Source organism: Aquificaceae bacterium, assembly GCA_037481935.1.
Lineage (GTDB): Bacteria > Aquificota > Aquificia > Aquificales > Aquificaceae > Pampinifervens.
Genome location: JBBFKQ010000002.1, coordinates 161,530 through 182,859 on the forward strand (window position 1 = coordinate 161,530; position 21,330 = coordinate 182,859).

The window sequence follows — 21,330 nt, forward strand, 5'->3', positions numbered from 1 at the left end:
GTTTAAAATTTTAATATAAATCCTTCTTATGGCAAGGATAAGTCTAACTTATCTTAAAGAGAGCCCTTATGAGATTCTCTAACTGTTCCAGAAGCCTTGATAGGTCCTCTCTTTTCAGAGTCTTTGGCTCCTCAAGCACCCAGTGCTCCCTTCTCATGTGTCTTTCCGAATAGGGACACATGTCTCTTGCCTCCGGGGAAAGAGTTATGAGCAGGTCTATCTGGTCATAGGGTATGCTCTCCATTCCCTTTGGATGAAGGTTGTCTGTGGCATAGCCCTTCTCTTTCAGGAGGTTTATGACTTCCTCCGGCACACTACCTGCTGGCTCCACACCTGCAGAGTATATATCCGGAGTTAGAAGTGCAAGCCTTGAAAGTTTTCTTGCCACAGCCTCAGCCATTATGCTCCTTACTGCATTTCTTGTGGATATGAAGGCTATCCTCATGGAATTGCTATTTTAGCATCTGTATCAGTTTTCTGGCGGCTTTGCCCCTGTGGGATATGAGGTTTTTCTCCCCCATGCTTAGCTCTGCCATGCTCTTGAGGAAGCCCTCCGGCTGGAATATGGGGTCGTATCCGAAGCCTCCAGCTCCCCTTGGCTCTGTAAGTATGGTGCCGTAGCATCTTCCTTCAGCCCACAGACCTCCCCCCTCTGCATAAACTACCACAAAGGCAGTGTAGTAGGCTCTTCTGTCCTCCATATGCTTCATGAGCCTGAGCACCTTTTCTATGTTGGCTCTGTCTTTGCTCTCCTTTACCGGCTCTTTTCCACCCCAATCAATCTGGTAAAACCTGCTGGAATACACACCTGGATAGCCCTCAAGGGCAGGAATCACAAGCCCCGAGTCCTCAGCGAGGGCGGGAATTCTGTAGACCTCGTAGTATGCTCTGGCTTTGATGTAGGCGTTTTCCAGAAAGCTACAGCCCCTCTCTTCCACTTCCAGGCTTGTGTCTGGCATGAGAAGCTCAATATCTGAACCTTCAAAGAGACTTTTTATCTCTCTCACTTTTCCCTGATTGGTGGTGGCAATGAGGAGCCTTCTGAGCATGCTAAAATTATATCGCATGAACGAAAACCTCAGAAAAAGCATAGTTCTTTACGCCACCGATGAAAGTGAACAGCTTGAGAGATTTCTTAGAAGTTTGTCAAGACCTACATTGGAATCCCTCCTTATAGACCTTATGACCATGTATTACAATGACAAAAATTCCTCAAGGCTTAGGGAGCTATCTGCAATATATATAGCCGGGTATAAACCCACCGAAGAAAAGCTTGGATACAACGGCTATATGCAACATGTGGATAAAGGCATAGTGACTTACTGCGAGGTAAAACCGAAGAATACAGATAGCAGAGACAAAAAACTCAATGGTGGCGGAAGTTTTAATGATTATACTCCAGAAAGATTTGAAAGGGATATGAAAGAAAACCCTAAAGTTTTGACCTGTGGGTTCGTGCACGGCAAACTGATATACCTTTTTGAGTTTGACTTTTTGTGCTTGAAGGACAGGCTTTACAACCTGATAAAAAGACGCTTTCCAGATAAAGTTCGTAGACCGGGAGAGTATCTGCGTTCCGCCAGCTTCTCTATAAGGGATTACAGGGACTGTAGTAGCCTGAAAGCGGTATTTTTACGAAAGGACATAGAAAGGTTTTATGACTTCCTCTCAAGAGACCTTATAGAGGCCATAGAGGACTTTAGAAGGAAAAATGCGCAGGATTGAAGAATTTATAAACAGGGTTATATGTGGTGATGCTCTAGAGGTTCTGAGGGAAATGCCTTCAGACAGTGTTGACCTTGGCATAACTTCACCTCCCTATAACAAAAAGGAGAAGCATGGAGGCTGGCTCGTTTCGAAGGTAGTCTACAGAGGATACAAAGATGTTATGTCTGAAGAGGACTATCAAATATGGCAGGTGGATGTGCTTGACGAGCTATACAGGGTTGTAAAGGAAGGTGGCAGTTTCTTTTATAACCACAAGGTGAGGTATGAAAACGGCAGGATGATACATCCCCTTGAATGGCTGGGTAAAAGCAGGTGGACCTTGTGGCAGGAGATAATCTGGAACAGAAGGATAGCGGGCAACATAAGAGGGTGGAGGTTCTGGCAGGTTGAAGAGAGAATATACTGGCTTGTAAAAGGAAAGCCAAGAGAGCTAAATCCCAGACACGCAAAACTCACATCTGTATGGGATATAAGACCTGAACAGGGACACAAAGGTCACCCTGCGGTCTTCCCCATAGAACTGCCCACCAGAATCATTCATTCCATTTTTGAGGACAGAAAAGGCATAGTTATAGACCCCTTCTGCGGGACTGGAACTACCTTGGTATCTGCCAAGCTACTGGGAAAGGATTACATAGGTATAGACATATCGCAGGACTACGTTGAGTATGCCCTGAAAAGGCTTGAAAGGGCGGAGAAGGAATACGCAAAAGTCTTGCAGGAGCTTTCCCTCCACAGTGTGGAGCTCACCTTTAAAGAGAGAAAGGAAAAGGGGATGTGGAGCAAAAGGCTCAGAAGTTTATAATATAAGCATGAGCATGGAATTTGAGCCAGTTATAGGTCTTGAGATACACGTGCAGATGGACACAAGAACAAAGCTCTTCTGCTCCTGTCCGGTGGAGTTCGGTGCAGAGCCCAACAGCAACGTGTGTCCTGTATGCCTTGGGCTTCCCGGCAGCTTGCCGGTTATAAACAGGAGGGCAGTGGAGTTTGCCATAAGGGCAGGGCTTGCCCTGAACTGTCAGATAAACACCCGCTCAGTCTTTGCAAGAAAGAACTACTTCTATCCAGACCTTCCAAAGGGCTATCAGATTTCTCAATATGAGGAGCCTCTTGCGGTCAACGGATGGCTTGAGGTTGGTGGCAAGAGGGTAAGGATAAGAAGGCTTCATATGGAGGAGGATGCGGGTAAAAACATCCACGAAGGCTCAAAGACCTATGTGGACCTCAACAGGGCGGGCACGCCCCTCATGGAAATAGTCACAGAGCCGGACATAGACTCTCCCCAGATGGCGAGGGAGTTTCTTGAAAGGCTCAGGAACATAATGAGATATGCGGGCGTGTCCCGTGCAGACATGGAAAAGGGACAGCTTCGCTGTGATATAAACCTCTCCATAAGACCAAAGGGCTCAAAGGAGCTCGGCACAAGGGTGGAGATAAAGAACGTAAACTCCTTCAGGTTTGTGCAGAAAGCCATAGAGGCGGAGATGGAGCGTCAGATAAAGCTGGTGCTGTCCGGTGAGAAGGTGATTCAGGAAACACGGACCTTTGACCCCTCCACGGGGCTCACCCATCCCATGAGAACAAAGGAAGAGGCAGAAGACTACCGATACTTCCCAGACCCGGACCTTCTCCCCCTCGTGATTCCTGCAGACTGGATAGAAAGTATAAGAAGGAGCATGCCAGAGCTTCCAGAGCAGAGGCTTGAGAGGTTCATCAGAGATTATGCCCTTGACGAGTATTCCGCAAGGGTTCTGACCGACAACAAGGATCTGGGAGACTTCTTTGAGGAGTCTCTGAAGTTTTATCCAGAAGACCCTAAACTGACCGCCAACTGGCTGCTAAACGACCTTCTTGGAAACCTCTCTGAGGCTGGAAAAGATATAGAAAACTCCACGGTAAGCCCCCAGAGCCTTGCGGAGCTCGTAAAGCTCATAAGGGAAGGCGTTCTTTCTTCCAGACTGGCAAAAGAGGTGTTAAAAGAGATGGTCTCCACGGGCAAGGAGCCCTCAAAAATAGTAGAGGAAAAGGGACTCAGGCAGGTAAGTGATGAAGACACCATAAGGGCAATGATTGAAGAGGTGGTGAAAGAAAACAGCAGAGAGGTGGAACGTTTCAGGGCTGGTGAAGAGAAGGTCTTTGGCTTTCTTGTGGGTCAGGTGATGAAAAAGGCAAAGGGCAAAGCAAACCCACAGGTGGTAAACAGGCTCCTCAGAGAGATGCTGACCGGTGGATGAAGGAGCTCTACCTCTTTCTTGCCCATGTGGTGGTCTTTGTCCACTTTCTCTGGATAGTCTTTCTGCTAACGGGCTGGGTCTTTTCCCTTAGATTCAGAGCAATAAGATGGCTCCACATGGGCGGAGTCCTCTTTGCCCTTTTCCTCAACATCACAAAACTTCACTGCCCCCTTACATACCTTGAGATATGGCTCAGAAAGAAGGCGGGTGCACAGGCATACGACAGCTCCTTCATAATCCATTACCTTGAAAAGCTCATATACATAAGAATAGAGCCTGAGCTTCTGAGACTTCTTACCTACCTTTTTGTTGTCTTCTTTCTTGTCTTTTATGGTCTTCTTTGGTTAAAGAATAGAGCTTCAAACCAGCCTTTCTGAAGGCTTACCAATGTAATAACCCTGAGCATAGTCAACTCCGATGTCTTTCAGTATTCTGAGGACCTCTTCGCTTTCCACGTGTTCCGCAATGGTTTTCATACCCATTCCCCTTGCGAGGGTTACCACGGACTCTATGAATATCCTGTCTCTCCAGTCCTCCTTCAGGTCCTTTACAAACTCCCCTTCCAGTTTTACAAAATCAACGGGCAGTTTCTTTATGTAATGGAAAGAGGAATACCCAGAACCGAAGTCGTCAATGGCAAAGAGAAAACCTTCAGCCTTGAGCAATCTTATAAACCTTTCAAGAAGGCTTATGTTCCTTATACTTTCCCTCTCAGTAAGCTCAAAAACAAGCTGTGAAGGCTCTATGTCATAGGATTGTATAAGCCTTTTCATGTTCTTAATAAAGTCATTCATAAGCATAGCCCTTGGGGATAGATTGAGGAAAAGCTTACCCCGGTAGTTGACCTCGCCGGCTTTCCTGATAGCCTTTTCATAGACCATGGCATCCATCCTTAAAACAACACCGAGCCTCTCAGCCATCTCTATAAACTCACCCGCAGGTAAGAGACCCTCGCCTATTCTCATAAGAACCTCATAACCAAACACTTCTCCTGTTCTTAGGTCCTGTATTGGTTGAAAGAATGGATAAATCTCCCCTCTGTCAAGAGAAGTTAGAACCCTTATAGCTTTACTACTGTATTCTCTGTATGATTGCACAAGGTCTTCTTGACTTGGAAGCCTTATCCTGTCCTTGCCCTCTTCTTTGGCGTTTCTGAGCATGCTGTCTGCTATGAGAAAAAGGTCCTTTGGTGTGTTCGCATGGTCTGGATATACTGCTATCCCAGCGGAAACTCTCGGTGATACGGAGCTCTGGTCAGGCAGGGTCAGTGTGATGCTTTCTATGTGTTCTTTAAGAGATGATGCAAGGCTGTAGGCGTTAAGTGGGTCAGCCCCAACAGCTATAATGGCAAATTCATCCCCTCCATACCTTGCAGCTATGTCTGCCTTTCTCTTTCTTTCACCTATGGCCCTTGCAACTTCTTTTAGAAGCGTATCACCCACATGGTGACCATAGGTGTCGTTTATGAATTTGAAATTATCGAGGTCAAGGATTATCAGGGAAAGCTTCCTGTCAAACCGCTTTGCTCTTTCCATCTCATAGTTCAAAAGCTCCCAGAAGGTCCTCTGGTTATAGAGTGTGGTGAGCGGGTCCCTCATGGCATAAAACTCTACCTGCTCTATGTAATCACTTATAGCCTTTGAAGAGCCTATGGCGTTCACGAGGGTTGAAAGCAGGCTGTTGATAACCGCTTGCTTTGCAGGGTCCTCCATCACACAAGATTCCACTCCAACGCCAACGATTCCCCCAACCTGCGGCTTATCAAAGAAAACAGCTTTTGTTCTCAGTCTTATTTTTTCTCTGTCCTCTTCGCTATAGCTTTCAGAACCGTTTACCGTATGGTGAAAAAGGTATAGCTGTCTTCCCATGAGCAGAGACAGTGGAAGCTCAAGGCTTACTTTTGATTTTATGAAGGATTCTATGTAGTTTTTTGTCTCCTCATCTGCCCTTTTATACCAGAATATTTCAATCTTGAGCACATCCGGCTCAAGGAAGAGTGAGAAGACTATGTCTATGGGGATTATGGAATTCATCTCCTTTATAAGGTTTTTTACATAATCGTGCCAGTTTTTTATGGTCTTTGAAGTTATTATGAACCTTTCTAAAAGCTTGGCTTCCGTATCTAAAATGTCCCTATCTATGGCTATTAATTTTATTCTGGTGCCAAGATGCTGGAGTGATTCGTAAATAGGCTTAAGTTCTTTGTAAGATATTTCAGTTCTTCTGAGGAGACTTTCCACATCCTCAACGGATTTTATGCTTTCAATACTTTCACTTATGCTATTACTTAAGGATTTTATAAGACTTCTGAATGTGAACATAAGAAATGTAAACAGCACAGAAAAGAACAAAAGAGGCGTAAGTGTAAGGAATTTAAAAGTGCTCTCAATGCCAGAAATAAAGGCTTTCAGATTTATGCTTGTCTCCACAAGTCCGAGGACACTGCCCTCCTTTGCATTCCAGTGGCACCTGAGGCATTCACTTTCTGCCTTGATGGGTTTTATGTAAAAATAAACGCCTTTTTCAAACTTGCTCTGAGCTTCGCCCCTCATGGCTATAAGATGCATGGCTGTCTTTGCAGGTTCAGGAACAGTTCCATAAATCTCCTTTACAATATCCGACCTGTATAAGTTTATGCTTACCGGGGTTCCCTGATAAGAGACCTCAATAGCCTTCATAAATTCAAGAAGGTCTTTTCTTTCCCACCCCCTTTTCATAACCTGATATATGGAGCTGAAAACCTGATTTGAAATCCCATGGGCTGTTTGATGTGCCATGTTCTGGGTGAAGGATTTTACATAACGGGAGGCAATTATGTAAATAACAGCGTAAACCGGAAGGATTATCAGTAGGTATAAGAAGGTAATTCTAAATATCAGGCTTTTTTGAGCTTTCACCGATTAAATTATAGCTTATAATTAAAACATGCTCAGCATAGCCATCGGCTCAGACCATGCAGGATTTCCCCTCAAGGAGAAGATTAAGGAGTTTCTCCTTTCAAAGGGTTATAAGGTAATTGACTTTGGGACGGAGTCCACAGACTCCACCGATTATCCTCTCTTTGCAAGGGATGTATGTCTTGCGGTTCAGAGGGATGAGGCTCAGAGAGGGATTCTGGTCTGCGGGACTGGTATAGGCATGTCCATAACAGCCAACAAGTTCAGGGGCATAAGGGCTGCTCTGTGTCTTAATGAATACATGGCTCGTATGAGCAGAAAGCACAACGACGCAAATGTGCTGTGCCTCGGAGACAGGATATTGGGAGATGACCTTGCCCTTGCCATAGTGGAGGCATGGCTTTCCGCAGACTTTGAAGGTGGCAGGCACGAAAGAAGGGTGAAGCTCATAAAAGAGATAGAGGATATGCTATAATACCTACAGGAGGCTGTCATGGATATACAGCAAGCCATGTATCCCAACATAACCCTCTTTATTCAGGCGATACTTTTTCTGGTCTTCACCGCCATAGTGAGAAGCATCCTTGTAAAGCCCTACTCTCAGGTTATAGAGGAGAGGGAGAGGCTCACGCAGAAAAACACGGAGGAAGCCATAAGGCTCAGAGAAGAGGCTCAGAGGCATTTTCAGGAAGCCCAGAGCATACTGGAAAAGGGAAGAAGGGAGTCCAACCAGATACTGGAGCAGGCAAGAAGGGAGGCAGAAAGGCTCAGGGCTGAAATTCTTGCAAAGGTGGAGCAGGAAACTCAGGAAGAGATATCAAGGGCTGTTGAAGATATAAGGAAGAGCCTTGAGGAGGAGAAAAGAAAGCTTGATGAAAGAGTCAGGGAAATTGCAGAGCTCATCACCAGCAAGGTTCTGGAGGAGGCGGCATGAGTGAAGGAAACCACACCCTTGAGCTCCTGTGGAAAGGTCTCAACATACTGGCTTTTCTGGGTATAGTCTACTACTTTGGAAGAAAGCCCATCTCAGAAGCCTTTAACAGATACTTTCATAGCCTTACTGAAAAGCTGATAGGCTCTGAAAGGGAGCTTACGGAGGCTCAGGAAGAGCTAAGAAGAGCAAAGGATAGCCTTCAGGACGCTCAGAGAAGGTATCAGGAGCAACTCAGGATATCCCAGCAGACTGCACAGACCATTAGAGAGGAGGAGGAGAAAAAGGCGCAGGAAATAGCTGGCAGGATAAGGGAGAAGACAAAGGAGGTCATAGACATAGAGCTAAAGAAGGCAAAGGAGGAGCTTCTTCGCTACGGTGCGGGGAGGGCATACCAGCTTGCGGTGGATGCTCTTAAGGAAAGGTTTAAAGATGAAAAGCTCCAGAGGGCATACATAGAGAAATCCCTCAAAAAACTGGAGGCGGAAAGATGACCGCAAGACCGGAGATAGTGAGAAAAATCGCCAAGCTGCTCCTGGAAAAGTCTCCAAAGGAAAGGCAGGAGCTTCTGAAGTTATCCCAGCTTCTGGAGCTTCTTTACAGGCTATACAGGTCAGAAAAGGACTTCAGGGGCTTTGTGCTCAACCCCACTATACCCAAGGAGAAAAAGCTTGAATTTCTGAGAAGTCTCAGAGAAAGACTGGGTATAGACCAGAGGGTGGATGAAGTTCTTGACTATTTGCTTGAGGTCAACGCTGTCCCCATACTGGGGGAAGTCAGAAGAGTCTATGATTACGAGGTGGAAAAGCTCCTCAGGCTCAGTAAGGCTTTGCTGGTTCTGGCAAGGAGGGTAAACGAGCAGGAGCTGGAAAGGATAAAGGAAGTCATAAGAGAGTTCACAGGAAGGGATTACGAGTTTGAGGTGGTAGAAGACCCTGAGCTAATTGGGGGCTTTCTTCTCAAGACATCAAGCTTTGTGCTGGATGCCTCCGTTAAGAGAGGGCTTGAAGGAATCCTGAGAGGCTGACATGGAATACCCCAGAGAAAAGTTTGAACAACTTTCAAAAAGATTAAAGTCTATGGCAATTCCTCCAGAGGTGGACGTGGAGCTTCTCATGCCCGAAAGGGACGATGTGGAATATCCAACGGTGGTCATAACCTACCTTGAGGGTGATGAGGAAGGTCCTCAGAAGGAGCTGGTTTTCAACGAAGCCTACTGGAGCTCTTCTGTGGAAAACCTGCTGGGTGCGGTGATGCATCAGGTCAAATCCCTTATGGAAGAGCTACAATCCTTTGAAGGAGAATAGAGGAGGTAACAGATGGAGAGGACGCTGGTTATTGTAAAGCCCGACGCCTTTGAAAAGGGAGCCACAGGCAGGATAATTGACAGGTTTATATCCGAGGGCTTTAAAATAAGAGCCCTCAAGCTCTTCAGATTTACAAGAGAGCAGGCAGAGGGTTTTTACGCTGTTCACAGAGAAAGACCTTTCTTCGGTGAGCTTGTGGAATTCATGACCTCAGGTCCGGTGGTTGCCATGGTGTTGGAGGGCGAGGATGCCATAAGGAGGGTAAGGGAAATCATAGGTCCAACAGACAGCAACGAGGCAAGAAAAGTAGCACCCAACTCCATAAGGGCTCTCTTTGGCACCGACAAGGGCAAGAATGCAGTGCACGCTTCAGACTCAAGGGAGTCTGCGGACTACGAGATACCTTTTATATTCTCACAGCTTGAGATAGTCTGAAGCACGAGCTCTTTAAGAGCCTGTATGTAGGTGGGGTGTGTTTTCAGCGTGGGTATTCTCACAAAGTCCACACCCCTCTCCCTTGCCATGTTTCCGTAAAGGTAATCAAGCTCGTAAAGGGTCTCTGAGTGCTCGCAGGTAAAGGACACGGGGATAACCGCTATCTTTTTCACTCCTGAGTTTATGAACTCTTCTAAAAGCCTGTCGGTAAAAGGCTCAAGCCACTTGGTGGGTCCCACCTTGCTCTGATAGCCCAGAGCATGCCTTACACCAGGAAAGTGCTCCATTATCAGCCTTACTGTCTCCTCAGTCTGTTTCTGGTAGGGGTCCCCCTCTTTTATGATGTTCACAGGGAGGCTGTGGGCGGTAAAGAGGAAAAAGTATTCCTGCCATCTGGGCAGGTTTTCTCTTATGTTTTCCACCATCGCCCTTATGTAGGTGGGGTGGTTGTGATAGCAGTTTATCCTGAGTATAGGCACTGAGGAGGGGTAAAAGTAGGGGTTTTCCTGCCCCCTGAGCGTGGTCAGTGCAAAATGCCTGCCCCTTCCTGTAAGTCTTCTAAAGACTCTGTCAAACTCGTTAAAGGAAGAGCCAGTGGTTGTCCTGCTATACTGGGGATACAGAGGCAGAAGAACAAGCCTTTCCACGGGGTGCTTTAGAAGCTCTCTCAGGGCTTCTTCTGTGAAGGGGTGCCAGTATCTGAGGGCAACCACCACCTTAAAGCCCTCTCCCAGAGCTTCCTGCAGTGCCTGAGCCTGAGCCTGAGTCTGCTCCCTCTGAGGAGACCTGCCACCCATTATCTCGTAGTAGTGCCTTGTCTTCTTTGCCCTCAGCCTTGAGATGAGCCATGCCACTGGCTTCTGTATGGGTCTGGGAATTCTTATTATGTCGTGGTCAGAAAAGAGGTTATACAGAAAGGGCTGTATTGCAGACAGGCTGTCCGGACCGCCCATGTTAAAGAGAACCACTCCCGTCATGGAAAAATCATACCAGCTCTCTCAGGTTTATTCTGCCCTCATAAATTGCCTTTCCAACCACAACCCCTTCCACTACACCCATGAGCCTTTTTATGTCCTCAAGGCTGGCAACTCCGCCAGAGGCAAGCAAGGGCTTTTTCACAAATTTTCTGAACTCTCTGTAGGGCTCTGCGTCCACGCCCTCAAGAGTGCCGTCCCTGTCTATGTTGGTGTATAGGTATCCCCATATGGGCTTTTCTTCATAGACAAGGGCAAGCTCCTGCGGGCTTATAGAACTTTCTTCTTTCCATCCACCCACCGCTACCTTTCCTCCCTTTGAATCTACCGCCAGTATGACCCTCTGGGGGAAAAGCTCCAGTATGCGCTCAAAGGTCTCGGGCTCCCTAACAGCCAGAGTGCCTACAACAAAAAGGTCCACACCTTCCTCCAGCAAAACCCTACAGCTCTCCGGGTTCCTTATACCCCCACCCACCTGAACTATGCCGGAGAAAGACCTTCTTATGAGCTTTATGGTGGGCAGGTTTACCGGGATACCTTTGAGGCTTCCGTCAAGGTCCACCACGTGAAGCCTCTTAAAACCAAGCTCCTCAAAAAGTCTTGCCATATCCTCCGGCGAGTTTGAATATACCTTTGCCTTCTCAAAGTCTCCCCTCAGGAGCCTTACCAGCTTACCACCTTTGATGTCTATGGCAGGAATTACAAAGTCTCTCATAGTATCTGTGGTTTACCCAGATAAAAGCCCTGTGCCATGTCCACTCTCAGGCTCTTCACGAGCTGAAGCTCATCCTCCCTCTCTACCTGCTCCGCAAGAACACTGAATCCCAGCCTCTTCAGACCAACAACAACCCACTTAAGCATGGAACGAGCTTCTCTCAGGAAAAAGCCATCAAGCTTTACCACATCCGGTTTCGTTTTTATCAGCCTTTCCACCGAGGAATATTCAACTCCAAAGTCGTCCACTGCAACCCCAAAACCGTAGCTTCTGACTTCCTTTACCAGCTCCACCAGGTCTTCAGTGCTGCCTGTCATCTTACCCTCAGAAAGCTCTAGCACCACTCTGGAGGGTTCAAGTCCATAGGAGATTACTTCCTTGTGAAAGTCGGAGACCTTGAGCCTACCCTTGGCTATAAAGTTGACAAAGTTGTAGGGGAAGTTTATGTACATCCTTCCTTCTAACCCAATTGCTTTGAACCTTAAAAAGGCCTTCTGAAGCACTATCTCTTCAAACAGGCTTATGAAAGATGTCTTTAAGAGGTCCTCTATGAAACACCCTGCAGGCACAACCCTCCCATCCTCCATCAGCAGCCTCATGAGCACCTCGTAACCCTCAACCTGCCCCTTCTCAAGGTTGTATATGGGCTGAAAGGCAGGTTCTAAAGACCTTTTGTTTAAAACCTGCAGAAGGGTCTGGTGGTCAAGGGACTTTCTGGGAAGCTCTTCCTGGATAAGCACAATATCATCTCCGCCTCTGCTCTTTGCCTCTGCTACACGGGTTTCTACAAGCTCAAGCACAGCCTCTGCACTGTTTCCCTTCGGCACGAAGCTGTAAATACCAATGGTAACACTTATTCTTGACTCCAGTTCAAGACCCTCTATCCTGTTCCTTATCCTCCTTGCCACTTTCTCTGCACCCTTTGTATCAGAGTTTGGAAGTAATATGAGAAAGGAACTGCCTTTGTATTTCCCAGCTATATCACTTTTCCTTATGCTGGAAGAAATTATTTCGGCAATTTTCAAAAGAATATGGTTACCATATCCATAGCCACCCTTTCTGTTTATCTGTTTCATGTTGTCCACATCCAGAAGGACTACAGAAAGACTTTCTCCCCTCCTTTCATAAAGGTAGATTAATTTCTGCACGTATTCAAGAAGGCAACCTATGTTTGACGCAAGCGTTTGCCGATAGAGTTCCAGACAGCTAAGATTTTTCCTAACCACAGACTGTAAAATATTATAACAATGGTAGTAATAAAATCAACCACCATAATTGCAGTGAGGAGAAAGGGCACCACCGTAATGGGTGGCGATGGTCAGGTTACTCTTGGCTCTTCCGTGATAAAGCATTCTGCAAAGAAAATAAGAAAGCTATACAGGGACAGTGTGCTTGTTGGCTTTGCCGGTTCAGCGGCCGATGGGCTTGCCCTTATGGAAAGGCTTGAGGCAAAACTGGAAGAGTTCAGGGGTAACCTTCTCAGAGCATGCGTGGAACTTGCCAAGGACTGGAGGATGGACAGGAGCCTGAGAAGGCTTGAGGCACTTCTGCTTGTGGCGGACAGAGAGCGCATGCTACTTCTCTCTGGCAACGGTGATGTGATAGAACCCGACGAGCCAGTGCTTGCCATAGGCTCGGGAGGAGATTACGCGAGGTCTTCAGCTCTAGCCCTCTACAGAAACACAGACATGTCTGCAGAGGAGATAGTGAGAGAATCTCTGAAAATTGCAGGTGAGATATGCATATACACAAACCAGAGCTTTCTTATAGAGAAGCTGGAGTAGGCTAAAATTTTTGTCATGTTTAGAAAAGTTCTTGTGGCAAACAGAGGAGAGGTTGCTCTCAGGATAATAAGGGCCTGCGAGGAGCTTGGTATAAGGACGGCGGCCATATACTCAGAGGCAGACACAAGGTCCCTCTATGTGAAAAAGGCAGATGAGGCATATCTCATTCCCGGAGACCCCGTGCGGGCTTATCTTGACTATGTGAAAATCGTAGACCTTGCCAAATCAGTAGGGGCTGATGCCATACATCCAGGTTATGGCTTTCTTGCGGAGAACGCAGACTTTGCCCGCTACTGTCAGAGCAACCGTATAACCTTTATAGGACCCTCCCCAGAGCATATTGAACTCTTCGGGGACAAGGTAAAGGCAAAGCAGGCAATGCAGAAGCTGGGCATTCCCACCATACCCGGTTCCCCAGACCCTCTCAAAAATCCAGAGGACGCCCTGCACTACGCGAGGGAAATAGGGCTCCCCGTGATCCTAAAGTCTGCCTATGGCGGTGGTGGGAGGGGGATGAGGGTTGTCCGAAGCCTTGAGGAACTGCCAAGGCTTTTTGAGTCTGGCTACAGGGAGGCGGAGACCTTCTTTGGAAGGGGTGACCTCTTTGTGGAGAAGTATTTAGACAATCCCAAGCATATAGAGGTTCAGGTTCTCGGGGACATGTATGGCAACGTGGTTCATCTGGGTGAAAGGGACTGCTCAGTGCAGAGAAAACATCAGAAAATCATAGAGCTTACCCCGTGCCCCGTGCTTCCCACGGAGCTCAGACAGAAGATGCTCGGGCTGAGCGTAAAGGCAATGATGCAGGTGGGATACTACAGCGCAGGCACTCTTGAGTTTCTTGTGGACCTCAAAAGCAAAGAGTTTTACTTCATAGAGATGAACACGCGACTTCAGGTGGAGCACACCATTACGGAGATGGTGACAGGTATAGACATAGTGGAGACAATGATAAGGGTTGCTGCGGGTGAGCCTCTCCCCTTCACCCAGAGTGATGTGACCTTCAGAGGCTATGCCATTGAGTTCAGGATAAACGCAGAAGACCCCAGAAGGGGCTTTGCACCAGCTCCTGGCAAAATAACCGCCTACTATTCTCCCGGCGGTCCAGGCATAAGGATGGATGCGGGTGTTTACAAGGACTACGTGATTCCGCCCTACTATGACTCCATGATAGCCAAGATGAGCGTCTGGGCTCTAACATGGGACAGGGTGCTGGCGAGGGCAAGAAGGGCAATAGATGAGTTTATAATCAGAGGTGTCCCCACCAACATACCCCTTCATAGAGAGATAATAAGAGACCCAGACTTTATATCGGGCAACTTTGGCATAAGGTTCCTGGAGGAAAAACTTCCCCACTACGATTTTGAGATAGAGGGTGAGGAAGACCCCGAAACCCTGGCCCTTGCCATATCTGCTGCCATAGCGGCCTACTACGGACTGTAATCTACGGACACCCCACTGCTCTCAAAGCCAAGGGGGCCGACCACTTTCACCGTGTAGGTGGCCTTTGTCTTCGGCGGTTCTACCTCAAGGGCAAAGCCCATGGTCCTTTCTATCTCCTTCCCGTCCCTGTAGACTACAAACTCCCTGTAAGGGTGCGGGTAAAACCAGACAAGGTAGAGACTATTTTTGCTTGCTCTTAGCTCAAGCCCTTCAACCTCCGGGACTGGGGGTGGAGGCTTGGGCTTTACGCAGAATTCCACGGGCTGGCTCTCCACATCTCCTTTAAGTCCAGTAAGGGCGTAGCATCTTTCCCAGTAGTCCTTCTCCAGCTGTATTTCCCTCATGAAAGTTTTTGCTGTCTCAGGGTGGATAAGGCCATCTCTGAGAACATAGAGTCTATAAGCTTCAAAACCAGAAGGAAGGACCTTTACGGAGGTGTCTTCTTCCAGAAGTCTGACAGATGGCCTCTCCTCCAGAGCCTGAGGGACGCAGAACTTTCTGGAGCCTTCCCCCAGTCTCTCTACCACAAGGCAGAAGGCTTTTCCTTCCTCCCTTACCCAGTAGTCATCGTGTTTTTCGAATCCCTTTACCTTTATGTCTCCAGAAAGACTCTTCACGTATACCTTCTGCCCTATTCTTCTTATCTCAACCTCCGGAGGTTTGAGCACTTGGGGATTTGCCTTTATGCCACAGCCTGCCAGTAAAAGAGCTAGCGGCAGGAATCTTTTCATTTAGGCGGTCCAGACTCCTTTTCGTAGGGCCATATGAGTATGCCACCTGCCAGATTGTAGGCCTCGTAGCCCATGTGCCTCAGAAAATAGGTTGCAAAGGCACTGCGTTCACCACTTCTGCAGTAGACTATGTATGTTTTATCCTTTGGCAGGTCTTTGAAGGCGTATCTGAGCTCATCAAGGGGTATGAGCGTTGAGTTGGGAATTCTTAGCTGCACGTGTTCCTGCGGTGTTCTCACATCAAGAAGAACAACATTGTCCTTCTGAAGCATTTCCTTTGCTTCCTGCGGTCCTACCTCTGGCACCTGAAACATGCTTACCTCCTTAAACTGATAATTATATTCTAAAGAGTCTCATGCTCAGGTCAAGCCACCTTGCTGAGTGGGTTATGGCACCGCTTGAGATGAAATCAACTCCTTCTATTGCATAACCCCTTATGTTCTGAAGTGTTATGTTGCCCGACACTTCCACCATGACCTTCCCCTTTGTGAGCTTCACCGCCTCCCTCACCCCTTCAGTGCTGAAGTTGTCAAGAAGGACCATGTCAACGCCACACTCAAGGGCTTCTTGGAGCTCCTGAAGGCTCTCCACCTCCACCTCAATTCTGTAAACTGGACTTATCCTCTCCTTTACCCTTTTTACCGCTTCCTTAATGCTACCAGCCACCACCTTGTGGTTGTCCTTTATGAGCACCATATCGTAGAGGGCATACCTGTGGTTTACGCCTCCACCCACTCTAACCGCATACTTTTCAAAGTATCTCAGGCCGGGGGTTGTTTTCCTTGTGTCAAGAAGCCTCACATCAGTTCCTTCAAGGGCCCTGACAAATTTTCTCGTGAGCGTGGCAATTCCGCTGAGCCTCTGAAGAAGGTTGAGAGCTACCCTTTCACCCATCAGCAGCACATCCGCAGGACCCTCAATTAAAAGTAGCTCATCACCCTCAAAAAACTCTTCTCCATCCCTCAAACTCCCTATGAGCTTTACCTCTCCAAGAAGCCGGAATACCCTCAGGGCAAACTCTACACCGGCAAGGACTCCTCCCTCCTTAGCCCTTATAACTCCCCTCGCCCTTTCACCTCTGAACATGCCCTCTGTTGTTATATCCCCCCTTCCCAGGTCCTCTTCAATAAATCTTAACAAAAGGCTGTCTACCATAGGCTATAATTTTAAAGGGGAGCTATGAAAATAGTGTTCGTTGCCTCAGAAAGCGCCGCCTACATAAAGGCGGGTGGGCTTGGGGATGTGGTTCATTCTCTTGCAAAAGCCCTTATAAGACTTGGACACTCCCTTTATGTGATAATGCCCAGATACTCAAAGATAAGGGGAGACATGAGGGCTGTATCTGGCGGAAAAGTCTTCTTCGGCAACCAGTGGCAAGAATTTAAGGTCTTTGAGGATATAAAGGAACATGTGAAATATTACTTTCTGGATTCTCCTCAGTATTATCAGAGGGATTATATATACGCGACCCCTAAGGGAGAATACGAAGACAATCCCCTCAGGTTCGGCTTTCTGTCTCTGGCCAGCCTTGAGGTGATAAAGAGCCTGCAGATTAAACCCGATGTGATTCACCTGCACGACTGGCATACGGGGCTTCTACCCCTCTACAAAAAGATACACTATTCAGAGCTTCATCATGTTCCCACCATATTCACCATACACAACGCCCTTCATCAGGGCATATACGACCACCACTTTATCCCACTTCTCAACCTCCCATGGGATGTTTACCATCCCTTTAACGGTATAGAGTTTTATGGAAAAATAAACTTCCTCAAGGCGGGGATAGCTTTTTGTGATGTTCTGACCACCGTGAGCCCCTCCTATGCTGAGGAGCTAAGACACCACGCCTACGGTCTTGAGGGTCTTATAAGGGAAAAAAAATACTTTTTTGGTATATTGAACGGCATAGACTACGATGTGTGGAACCCTGAATCTGACAGGCTGATAAAACACCATTACGGCGTAAAAAACTTTCCCAGGGGCAAGGCTGGCAACAAAAAACATCTGAAGGAAACCTTTGGGCTCAAGACGCCAAACGAAAGACCCCTTGTGGGAATGGTTTCAAGGCTCACAGCACAGAAGGGTCTTGACCTTGTTCAGGGAATACTCTGCGAGGCAGTCCGAGAGGGTTTTGACTTTGTTTTCCTTGGCTCGGGGGAGGAAAAGTATCAGGATATGCTCATAGAGTTCATGAAGAAACATCCGGATAGCGTCAGGGTCAGAATCGAATACAACGAGGAACTTGCCCACAAGATATTCGCCGGAGCGGACATGTTCCTCATGCCCTCTCTCTTTGAGCCCTGCGGCATATCCCAGATGATAGCCATGAGGTATGGCACAGTCCCTGTAGTGAGGTCAACGGGCGGCCTCAGAGATACGGTGATAGACTTTGTGGACAACCCACATGAGGGCAACGGCTTTTCCTTTGAAGAATTCTCAAGTAGAGAACTCATGCATGCCCTTCTCAAGGCAAGGGTATACTACGACATGCACATGTGCGACCACTCAAAGGAATGGCATGAAATAATAAAAAGGTGTATGAAGAAGGATTTCTCCTGGGAAAAAAGCGCCAGAGAATACGAGAGAATATACTCCACAGCTATAATGCTCAGAAGATATGGTTCTTAGTCTTGAGGAACTCATAAAACTTCTTGAACCTGTAAGAGACAGAAAAAGTATAGTTTTTACAAATGGCTGTTTTGACCTGCTTCATGCAGGGCATGCCAATTACCTTGCAAAGGCAAAGAGCCTGGGTGATATACTTGTGGTGGGGCTAAACTCCGACTCCTCTGTAAGGAGAATCAAGGGTCCAAAAAGACCTGTAATTCCACAGCACATGAGGGCTTACCTCCTTGACAGCCTCAAATCCGTGGATTTCGTGGTCATATTTGAAGAAGACACGCCTCTGGAGCTCATAAAAGCCATAAGGCCCCATGTGCTTGTAAAGGGTGCAGACTGGGATATAAAGGATATAGTAGGGGCAGACTTTGTGCTTTCCTACGGTGGGAGGGTGGAGAGGGTAGAATTTGAGTTTCACATATCCACCTCTGATATCATACGCCGGATAGTTGAGCTTTACAGAGAGGAAGAAAGATGAGCCTCTATGGCATCTTCAAGTCTTGAGAGAAGTTCCTGGCTCACTTTCAATCTTTCAAGTCTCTTTAAAGCTTCTTCCTCCATTAGTCTTCTTACGAGCCCCCTGAGTCTTTCTTCAAAAACCTCCTCCTTGTAAAGTCCAAGGCGCCTGAGAAAATCTAGCTTGAACTTTGAAAGGAATAAGCCATGGTTCTGTGGATTGAGAGTGATGTAGAAAAGTGCCATGTTAAAAAGTTCAGGGTCATACTGCAGAAACCATCTTTCTACAAAGAGGGCAATAGAGTTCATCCACACAAACCTCTGATAGCTCCCAAGACATAGATAGGATATAAACTCCACTTCAATGAGGTCATCAAAGATTATCAGACTCCCAGATTGTCTGTATACGAAGCTTATTAGGTTGAAAGCTTCTAAATAGCCCAATAGCCCCCTGTCTACTTTCAGTCCACCTGGCACAAAGACCTTTACAGGTCCGCAGGTTCCGTAGGCTTTCAGCATTATGTCCTCGTCACCCGCCCTGAACCTTCTGAGAATCAGGAAACTACCCTTTGCGGACATGTGCTATAATTATAGCCCTCTGAATGATGAGCCATGCCAACGCTTTTTAAAAAGCCAAGAGAAATAAGGAATTACCTGAAGTCTGTCAGGTGTGATAGCAGGCAGAGTATCGGCTTTGTTCCCACAATGGGCTATCTTCACGATGGACACAGAAGGCTTATAAGAGAATCAAAATTGCATAACGACATTACTGTGGTAAGCATCTATGTGAACCCACTGCAGTTTGGTGTAGGAGAGGACTACGAAAAATATCCCAGGGACATAGAGAGGGACATGAGTATATGTGAGGAAGAGGGCGTGGATGTGGTCTTTGCTCCCTCTGATGAAGACATGTATCCAGAAAAACCCCTTGTAAGCATAGAGATAAAGGGTCTCACAGACTTGCTTGAAGGTAAGTTCAGACCTGGTCATTTCGGTGGTGTATGCACCGTTGTCCTCAAGCTCTTTAACATAATACAACCTGACAGGGCTTACTTTGGAGAAAAGGACTATCAGCAGCTTAAGATTGTGCAGAGGCTAGTCAAAGACCTGAGCCTGCCCGTGGAGATAGTTCCGGTTCCAACAGTCAGGGATGAGGATGGGCTAGCTCTGAGTTCAAGAAACTCATATCTCTCCCCTCAGGAGAGAGAATCAGCCCTTTCCCTCTACAGGTCCTTCCTTCTTGCAGAAAAACTCTTTAAAAACGGCAACAGGCAGGCAGAGCTGCTCAAGGAGGCCATAAGGGAGTTTATACTGAGGCATCCCCATGTAAAGGGTATAGATTATGTAGAGATAACTGACCAGGACCTAAGGCCGGTGCAGGAGGCAAGCGTAGGTGATAGAATACTTCTTGCAGTGTGGGTAGGAAACACGAGGCTCATAGACAACTGGAGGATAGGCGATGCAGAAGTATGAGGGTCTTCTGAAGGCAGAAGGTATAAGCATTGGTATAGTGGCCAGCAGGTTTAATCATCTTTTGGTGGACAGACTGATAGAGGGTGCTACAGATTGTATAATCAGGCACGGAGGCGCTGAGGAAAACATACATCTTGTAAGGGTTCCTGGCTCATGGGAGATTCCCCTTGCAGTAAAGGAGCTCATAAACAGAAAGGGGCTGGATGGAGTTGTTGCCCTGGGTGTTCTTATAAGGGGACAGACACCACACTTTGAATACATAGCCAGTGAAGTGGCTAAGGGTCTTGCCGTGGTAAGCCTTGAGACTGGAAAACCTGTGGGCTTTGGAGTTATAACTGCGGATACCTTGGAGCAGGCAGTGGAGAGGGCAGGGACCAAGCAGGGCAACAAGGGCTGGGAGGCAGCGCTGTCTGTTATAGAGATGGTCAACCTTCTGAGAAGTTTTGAATGATATACAAACCTCAGGCAAGAAGGGATGCCTTTTTAGTCCTCTATCAATGGGATATGAAGGGCGAACCAGTTGAAGGACTTGTAGAAGAATACATAACAGCAAACCGTATAAGCCTGCAGGACCAGAGAAGATACTTGAGAAAACTTGTAAAGACATACATGGAAAACTCCACAAGCATTGACAAGCTAATAGCTGAGCTTTCAGAAAGATGGGACATTGACAGGGTGGGTTATATAGAGAGGAACATACTCAGGATAGCTCTTGCTGAGTTTCTTCATGTGGGAGTGAAAAATCCAAAACTAACCATCTATGACTATGTGAAGCTGGCACAGAAGTATGCAGGCAAAAAATCTGCACAGTTTATAAACGGTATACTGGGAAGGGTGGTAAAGGAGAAGTTGGGTGAAGGCTAAGACTTTTCCCCTTCCTTGACCTCCTCGCCCTTTACCTCCTTCACCTTTTCCTCCTCACCTGAAAAAGCCTTCTTGAAGTTTCTTATGCCCTCGCCCAGGGACCTGCCAACTTCGGGGAGTCTACCCGCTCCAAAGATGAGCAGGACTATAAGAAGTATTAGAAGAATCTCCGTAAAGGATAGCTGTGGTATCATGCCTGTTCCTTCTTTTCGGGCTTTTTCTCCTCTTCTGTCTCACCGGCAAGAGCCTTTTTGAAGTTCCTTATGCCTTCACCCAGCCCCTTGCCAAACTCGGGCAGCTTTGAGGCACCAAATATGACAAGTATTACGAGAAGTATAAGGACTATCTGCCAGGGCAATGGAAAATGCATCTTTTCACCTCCTTGTCCTTAATAATTATATGCCCGCCCCTTGACAAAGACAAGGGGACAGTTTATGATTATCCTGGAGTGGGTAAAGAAAGGGAGGGCGCCTACCTTTCTGGACTTACTCAGTAATAATTTTTAAGGAGGTTTTTGTTCCATGTCACTCACAGGCACAGTCAAATGGTTCAGCAAGGAAAAGGGTTATGGCTTTATAACCCGAGATGACAATCAGGGGGATGTGTTCGTTCACTTCTCCGCCATACAGCAGAGGGGCTTCAAAACCCTTGAGCAAGGTCAGAGGGTTGAGTTTGAAGTAGAACAGGATACAAAGGGTTTGAGAGCAAAGAACGTAAAAGTCCTGTCATGACC

The 21,330-nt window shown here is 47.1% G+C and carries 30 protein-coding genes; 18 read left to right on the top strand and 12 right to left on the bottom strand.

The features are described from left to right. Nucleotides 1-43: 43 nt before the first annotated feature. The gene (locus WHS43_02620) at nucleotides 44-445 is read right to left on the bottom strand and encodes a low molecular weight phosphatase family protein (GenBank protein MEJ5338530.1); all 402 of its coding nucleotides are present in this window, start codon (nucleotides 443-445) and stop codon (nucleotides 44-46) included. Nucleotides 446-452: 7 nt separating this feature from the next. Next, nucleotides 453-1,049 (bottom strand): RdgB/HAM1 family non-canonical purine NTP pyrophosphatase, encoded by a 597-nt coding sequence (rdgB, locus tag WHS43_02625; GenBank protein MEJ5338531.1) that lies wholly within the window; start codon nucleotides 1,047-1,049, stop codon nucleotides 453-455. On the opposite strand from rdgB, the gene WHS43_02630 reads away from it, so the two are divergent. From WHS43_02630 to WHS43_02645, 4 genes are read left to right on the top strand one after another with little or no spacing between them, the layout of a single operon-like run. Next, a complete protein-coding gene (locus WHS43_02630; GenBank protein MEJ5338532.1) occupies nucleotides 1,030-1,725 on the top strand; it encodes a hypothetical protein in 696 nt (231 codons plus the stop codon). The two genes, rdgB and WHS43_02630, sit on opposite strands and share 20 nt — an antisense overlap. Next, a complete protein-coding gene (locus WHS43_02635; protein ID MEJ5338533.1) occupies nucleotides 1,712-2,533 on the top strand; it encodes a site-specific DNA-methyltransferase in 822 nt (273 codons plus the stop codon). The genes WHS43_02630 and WHS43_02635 overlap by 14 nt, the downstream gene beginning before the upstream one ends. A 13-nt stretch (nucleotides 2,534-2,546) precedes the next feature. Continuing rightward, nucleotides 2,547-3,965, top strand: coding sequence for an Asp-tRNA(Asn)/Glu-tRNA(Gln) amidotransferase subunit GatB (gene gatB, locus WHS43_02640; GenBank protein ID MEJ5338534.1), 1,419 nt, complete (start codon nucleotides 2,547-2,549; stop codon nucleotides 3,963-3,965). Then, on the top strand, nucleotides 3,962-4,342 hold the full coding sequence (locus WHS43_02645; protein ID MEJ5338535.1) for a DUF2784 domain-containing protein: 381 nt from the start codon (nucleotides 3,962-3,964) through the stop codon (nucleotides 4,340-4,342). The genes gatB and WHS43_02645 overlap by 4 nt, the downstream gene beginning before the upstream one ends. On the opposite strand, the gene WHS43_02650 is transcribed toward WHS43_02645, so the two are convergent. Beyond that, nucleotides 4,325-6,682: a GGDEF domain-containing phosphodiesterase gene (locus tag WHS43_02650; GenBank protein MEJ5338536.1), complete on the bottom strand. Its 2,358-nt coding sequence runs from the start codon at nucleotides 6,680-6,682 to the stop codon at nucleotides 4,325-4,327. The two genes, WHS43_02645 and WHS43_02650, sit on opposite strands and share 18 nt — an antisense overlap. Before the next feature lie 208 nt (nucleotides 6,683-6,890). Between WHS43_02650 and rpiB the strand changes: the two genes are divergently transcribed. The 6 genes from rpiB to ndk are packed head-to-tail and all read left to right on the top strand — an operon-like array spanning nucleotide 6,891 to nucleotide 9,535. After that, nucleotides 6,891-7,337, top strand: a complete 447-nt coding sequence (gene rpiB / locus WHS43_02655) for a ribose 5-phosphate isomerase B (GenBank protein ID MEJ5338537.1) — start codon at nucleotides 6,891-6,893, stop codon at nucleotides 7,335-7,337. An 18-nt stretch (nucleotides 7,338-7,355) separates the two neighbouring features. Next, a complete protein-coding gene (locus WHS43_02660; GenBank protein ID MEJ5338538.1) occupies nucleotides 7,356-7,796 on the top strand; it encodes an ATP synthase F0 subunit B in 441 nt (146 codons plus the stop codon). Beyond that, the gene (locus tag WHS43_02665) at nucleotides 7,793-8,287 is read left to right on the top strand and encodes a hypothetical protein (GenBank protein MEJ5338539.1); all 495 of its coding nucleotides are present in this window, start codon (nucleotides 7,793-7,795) and stop codon (nucleotides 8,285-8,287) included. Before WHS43_02660 ends, WHS43_02665 begins: the two co-directional genes overlap by 4 nt. Continuing rightward, the gene (locus WHS43_02670; GenBank protein ID MEJ5338540.1) at nucleotides 8,284-8,820 is read left to right on the top strand and encodes a F0F1 ATP synthase subunit delta; all 537 of its coding nucleotides are present in this window, start codon (nucleotides 8,284-8,286) and stop codon (nucleotides 8,818-8,820) included. The genes WHS43_02665 and WHS43_02670 overlap by 4 nt, the downstream gene beginning before the upstream one ends. A gap of 1 nt (nucleotide 8,821) precedes the next feature. Beyond that, nucleotides 8,822-9,100 (top strand): hypothetical protein, encoded by a 279-nt coding sequence (locus WHS43_02675; GenBank protein ID MEJ5338541.1) that lies wholly within the window; start codon nucleotides 8,822-8,824, stop codon nucleotides 9,098-9,100. 12 nt (nucleotides 9,101-9,112) lie between these two features. Further along, complete coding sequence (gene ndk, locus WHS43_02680) at nucleotides 9,113-9,535, top strand: nucleoside-diphosphate kinase (protein ID MEJ5338542.1); 423 nt, start codon at nucleotides 9,113-9,115, stop codon at nucleotides 9,533-9,535. Here ndk and hemH read toward each other — a convergent pair. Genes hemH through WHS43_02695 form a run of 3 tightly spaced genes read right to left on the bottom strand, consistent with a single transcriptional unit; the run spans nucleotide 9,493 to nucleotide 12,450 of the window. Continuing rightward, nucleotides 9,493-10,512: a ferrochelatase gene (gene hemH / locus WHS43_02685; protein MEJ5338543.1), complete on the bottom strand. Its 1,020-nt coding sequence runs from the start codon at nucleotides 10,510-10,512 to the stop codon at nucleotides 9,493-9,495. The genes ndk and hemH overlap by 43 nt on opposite strands. Before the next feature lie 7 nt (nucleotides 10,513-10,519). Beyond that, a complete protein-coding gene (hisA, locus tag WHS43_02690; protein MEJ5338544.1) occupies nucleotides 10,520-11,224 on the bottom strand; it encodes a 1-(5-phosphoribosyl)-5-[(5-phosphoribosylamino)methylideneamino]imidazole-4-carboxamide isomerase in 705 nt (234 codons plus the stop codon). Beyond that, nucleotides 11,221-12,450: a bifunctional diguanylate cyclase/phosphodiesterase gene (locus WHS43_02695; GenBank protein ID MEJ5338545.1), complete on the bottom strand. Its 1,230-nt coding sequence runs from the start codon at nucleotides 12,448-12,450 to the stop codon at nucleotides 11,221-11,223. The genes hisA and WHS43_02695 overlap by 4 nt, the downstream gene beginning before the upstream one ends. Before the next feature lie 21 nt (nucleotides 12,451-12,471). Between WHS43_02695 and hslV the strand changes: the two genes are divergently transcribed. Both hslV and WHS43_02705 read left to right on the top strand, forming a co-directional pair. Then, a complete protein-coding gene (gene hslV, locus WHS43_02700) occupies nucleotides 12,472-13,008 on the top strand; it encodes an ATP-dependent protease subunit HslV (GenBank protein ID MEJ5338546.1) in 537 nt (178 codons plus the stop codon). A 15-nt stretch (nucleotides 13,009-13,023) separates the two neighbouring features. Then, the gene (locus tag WHS43_02705) at nucleotides 13,024-14,451 is read left to right on the top strand and encodes an acetyl-CoA carboxylase biotin carboxylase subunit (protein ID MEJ5338547.1); all 1,428 of its coding nucleotides are present in this window, start codon (nucleotides 13,024-13,026) and stop codon (nucleotides 14,449-14,451) included. On the opposite strand, the gene WHS43_02710 is transcribed toward WHS43_02705, so the two are convergent. From WHS43_02710 to nadC, 3 genes are read right to left on the bottom strand one after another with little or no spacing between them, the layout of a single operon-like run. Beyond that, a complete protein-coding gene (locus tag WHS43_02710) occupies nucleotides 14,439-15,182 on the bottom strand; it encodes a hypothetical protein (GenBank protein MEJ5338548.1) in 744 nt (247 codons plus the stop codon). The genes WHS43_02705 and WHS43_02710 overlap by 13 nt on opposite strands. Then, the gene (locus WHS43_02715) at nucleotides 15,179-15,496 is read right to left on the bottom strand and encodes a rhodanese-like domain-containing protein (GenBank protein MEJ5338549.1); all 318 of its coding nucleotides are present in this window, start codon (nucleotides 15,494-15,496) and stop codon (nucleotides 15,179-15,181) included. The genes WHS43_02710 and WHS43_02715 overlap by 4 nt, the downstream gene beginning before the upstream one ends. Before the next feature lie 22 nt (nucleotides 15,497-15,518). Continuing rightward, entirely contained in the window at nucleotides 15,519-16,337 is an 819-nt protein-coding gene (nadC, locus tag WHS43_02720; GenBank protein ID MEJ5338550.1) for a carboxylating nicotinate-nucleotide diphosphorylase, read from the bottom strand. Between the two features lie 24 nt (nucleotides 16,338-16,361). Between nadC and WHS43_02725 the strand changes: the two genes are divergently transcribed. Together WHS43_02725 and rfaE2 are read left to right on the top strand one after the other, a co-directional pair. Beyond that, complete coding sequence (locus WHS43_02725) at nucleotides 16,362-17,813, top strand: glycogen/starch synthase (GenBank protein ID MEJ5338551.1); 1,452 nt, start codon at nucleotides 16,362-16,364, stop codon at nucleotides 17,811-17,813. Then, on the top strand, nucleotides 17,803-18,282 hold the full coding sequence (gene rfaE2, locus WHS43_02730; protein MEJ5338552.1) for a D-glycero-beta-D-manno-heptose 1-phosphate adenylyltransferase: 480 nt from the start codon (nucleotides 17,803-17,805) through the stop codon (nucleotides 18,280-18,282). Before WHS43_02725 ends, rfaE2 begins: the two co-directional genes overlap by 11 nt. On the opposite strand, the gene WHS43_02735 is transcribed toward rfaE2, so the two are convergent. After that, nucleotides 18,261-18,839, bottom strand: a complete 579-nt coding sequence (locus WHS43_02735; protein MEJ5338553.1) for a hypothetical protein — start codon at nucleotides 18,837-18,839, stop codon at nucleotides 18,261-18,263. The two genes, rfaE2 and WHS43_02735, sit on opposite strands and share 22 nt — an antisense overlap. A gap of 33 nt (nucleotides 18,840-18,872) precedes the next feature. On the opposite strand from WHS43_02735, the gene panC reads away from it, so the two are divergent. From panC to nusB, 3 genes are read left to right on the top strand one after another with little or no spacing between them, the layout of a single operon-like run. After that, nucleotides 18,873-19,733, top strand: coding sequence for a pantoate--beta-alanine ligase (gene panC, locus WHS43_02740; protein ID MEJ5338554.1), 861 nt, complete (start codon nucleotides 18,873-18,875; stop codon nucleotides 19,731-19,733). After that, on the top strand, nucleotides 19,720-20,184 hold the full coding sequence (gene ribH, locus WHS43_02745; protein MEJ5338555.1) for a 6,7-dimethyl-8-ribityllumazine synthase: 465 nt from the start codon (nucleotides 19,720-19,722) through the stop codon (nucleotides 20,182-20,184). Before panC ends, ribH begins: the two co-directional genes overlap by 14 nt. Further along, on the top strand, nucleotides 20,181-20,597 hold the full coding sequence (gene nusB, locus WHS43_02750; protein ID MEJ5338556.1) for a transcription antitermination factor NusB: 417 nt from the start codon (nucleotides 20,181-20,183) through the stop codon (nucleotides 20,595-20,597). Before ribH ends, nusB begins: the two co-directional genes overlap by 4 nt. Here nusB and tatA (WHS43_02755) read toward each other — a convergent pair. Together tatA (WHS43_02755) and tatA (WHS43_02760) are read right to left on the bottom strand one after the other, a co-directional pair. Then, nucleotides 20,594-20,791: a twin-arginine translocase TatA/TatE family subunit gene (tatA, locus tag WHS43_02755; protein ID MEJ5338557.1), complete on the bottom strand. Its 198-nt coding sequence runs from the start codon at nucleotides 20,789-20,791 to the stop codon at nucleotides 20,594-20,596. The genes nusB and tatA (WHS43_02755) overlap by 4 nt on opposite strands. Further along, entirely contained in the window at nucleotides 20,788-20,967 is a 180-nt protein-coding gene (gene tatA, locus WHS43_02760; protein MEJ5338558.1) for a twin-arginine translocase TatA/TatE family subunit, read from the bottom strand. Before tatA (WHS43_02760) ends, tatA (WHS43_02755) begins: the two co-directional genes overlap by 4 nt. Nucleotides 20,968-21,118: 151 nt before the next feature. On the opposite strand from tatA (WHS43_02760), the gene WHS43_02765 reads away from it, so the two are divergent. Next, nucleotides 21,119-21,328, top strand: coding sequence for a cold-shock protein (locus tag WHS43_02765; GenBank protein MEJ5338559.1), 210 nt, complete (start codon nucleotides 21,119-21,121; stop codon nucleotides 21,326-21,328). Nucleotides 21,329-21,330 lie beyond the last annotated feature (2 nt).